This is a genomic window from Streptomyces flavofungini (genome assembly GCF_041028215.1).
GTDB classification, from domain to species: Bacteria; Actinomycetota; Actinomycetes; order Streptomycetales; family Streptomycetaceae; genus Streptomyces; species Streptomyces flavofungini_B.
The window spans coordinates 1-1,646 of record NZ_JASKYR010001188.1 but is presented as its reverse complement, the minus strand read 5'-3'; the positions used below and the strand labels follow the sequence as shown (position 1 = coordinate 1,646).

At 75.5% G+C, this 1,646-nt stretch carries 3 protein-coding genes; 2 read left to right on the top strand and 1 reads right to left on the bottom strand.

What is annotated here, in order from left to right; genetic code table 11:
* On the top strand, positions 1-400 hold a 400-nt coding region (locus AB8Z36_RS39615; RefSeq protein ID WP_369218204.1), incomplete at its 5' end, for a hypothetical protein.
* A gap of 129 nt (positions 401-529) precedes the next feature.
* Complete coding sequence (locus AB8Z36_RS39610) at positions 530-1,099, top strand: hypothetical protein (RefSeq protein ID WP_369218203.1); 570 nt, start codon at positions 530-532, stop codon at positions 1,097-1,099.
* Between the two features lie 43 nt (positions 1,100-1,142).
* Here AB8Z36_RS39610 and AB8Z36_RS39605 read toward each other — a convergent pair.
* Positions 1,143-1,646, bottom strand: a 504-nt coding sequence (locus tag AB8Z36_RS39605) for a Pycsar system effector family protein (RefSeq protein WP_369218202.1), incomplete at its 5' end; no start/stop codon positions are given.

Genomic DNA, 1,646 nt, shown 5'->3' with positions numbered 1-1,646 from the left:
CGACTCGGTCCGCGCCTGCGTCTTCCTCTCCGTGCACCTCTACGAACTCGGCGAGGGGCTCCGCGAGAGCGAGCAGAGCGCGGCGCAGGTCCGGGCCGAGCTCGCCGAGGCCATGCGGCTCCGGGGGCGGGCCTTCGAGCGCGTCCTGCTGCTCGGCGGCGATGACGTCATCGAGGCCGCCCACGGACTGAACACCGTCGCGATCAGAATCGACTGGCAGGCAAGGGGGGACCTCGCGGGAACCCTCGACGACTGGCGGGACCGCAACCGGTCCGTGTTCCGCGCGATCAACACCTTCCATGACGCCGCGCGCCGTGACCTCGGCGTGAGCGGCAGCGTCACGGGCGAGCAGCACCCGGAGCGGGACCTGCTGCTGCCGCCTCCGCCGCGCACTCCGTAGCCGAACCGCCGTGCCGTACGGCCGTACGGCCGTGCGCGGAGCCTGGCGCGTGCGTCTGGTCAGTTGCGGCACGCCATGCCACCCTGCCCTCGTCCCGAGTCCCGAGTCCCGGCGGATGAGGAGAGGCCGATGAGCGAACGTGATCCGGAGGCGCGGGAGCCGGAGGCGGTGGCCCTCCGGCAGGGCCACGCCGCGCGAGCCGAGAGCGCGGCGGCCCGCGCGGCGGCCGTGAGCCACTACGTCGGCCTCGGCGGGCACGACGGGCACGAGGGGCAGGAGGGGCAGGAGGGGCACGCCGAGGACACCGCCTGGAAGGCCGCGCACGCCGCGCGGGTGGCGGCCCAGGCACTCGCCGTCCTCGCCGAGAGCCCGCCCGACCCGGCGGCGGACTCCCGCTGCGCGAGGAACGCCGCGGCCTCCGCCGCACAGGCCTCCCGGATGGCGCAGCTCGCCGACGGCGGGACCGAGGCATCGCACGCGGCGTGCCGGGCCGCCCTCAAGGCCTCCCTCGCGGCGTCGGCGGCGGCGGGCGCCGCGCACCTCGGAGCGGACGAGGAGCTGAACTCCCGGGCGGACGAGGCGGAGAAGGCCGCGGTGGCGGCGGCCGAACGCGCCGGATGGACCCGGCCGGGAACGGACGTCCCCGCCGTCCCGACCGGCGTACGGAGCCCGGAACTGATGTCGATGCTGCACTTCTGACCCGCGGAGCGTCCGGTCCGGTGGGGCGGCGCGGGCGCCCGCGTCAGGTCGTCACTCCCGTCACCACGCCGAGCAGCGAGAGCGCGAAGAAGACCGCGGCCCAGGCCAGTGCGTGGCGTATGCAGCGGTATTTGATCCAGGCGATGCGGGACAGCACCGCGAGCTGGCTCAGGCTCCGGGTCCTCGGGTCGGTCCCGCGTACCGTCCGCTCCAGTTGGGGCACCGACGTCGTGAGCCTCGCGTCGCCGAAGTAGTCGGCATGGCGGCTGGAGGGGTGGCCGAGCCGCGGTGTCACGGCCAGGCCCAGCAGGGCGAGCGCCGGTACGCAGGCGGCGCAGCCCAGCCAGAGGAGGATCTGCGGGACCACGGCGTACTGCTGCGGCGCGAGGCCGCCGCTGCCGATCGCGCCGAGCAGGACGGTGAGGGCCGCTCCCAGGGACGCCAGCATGAGGCCCGCCTTGTTGTCGGCCCTCATGACCTCCTCGCGCGCCTCGGACAGCAGGGTCTCGGCGAGTGCGGCACCCCGGTCGGCTTCGGCGCCGGGGCC

Excerpts from the sequence above, each read along its gene's own strand:
- AB8Z36_RS39610 (WP_369218203.1), top strand. The coding sequence starts at position 530 with ATGAGCGAACGTGATCCGGAGGCGCGGGAGCCGGAGGCGGTGGCCCTC.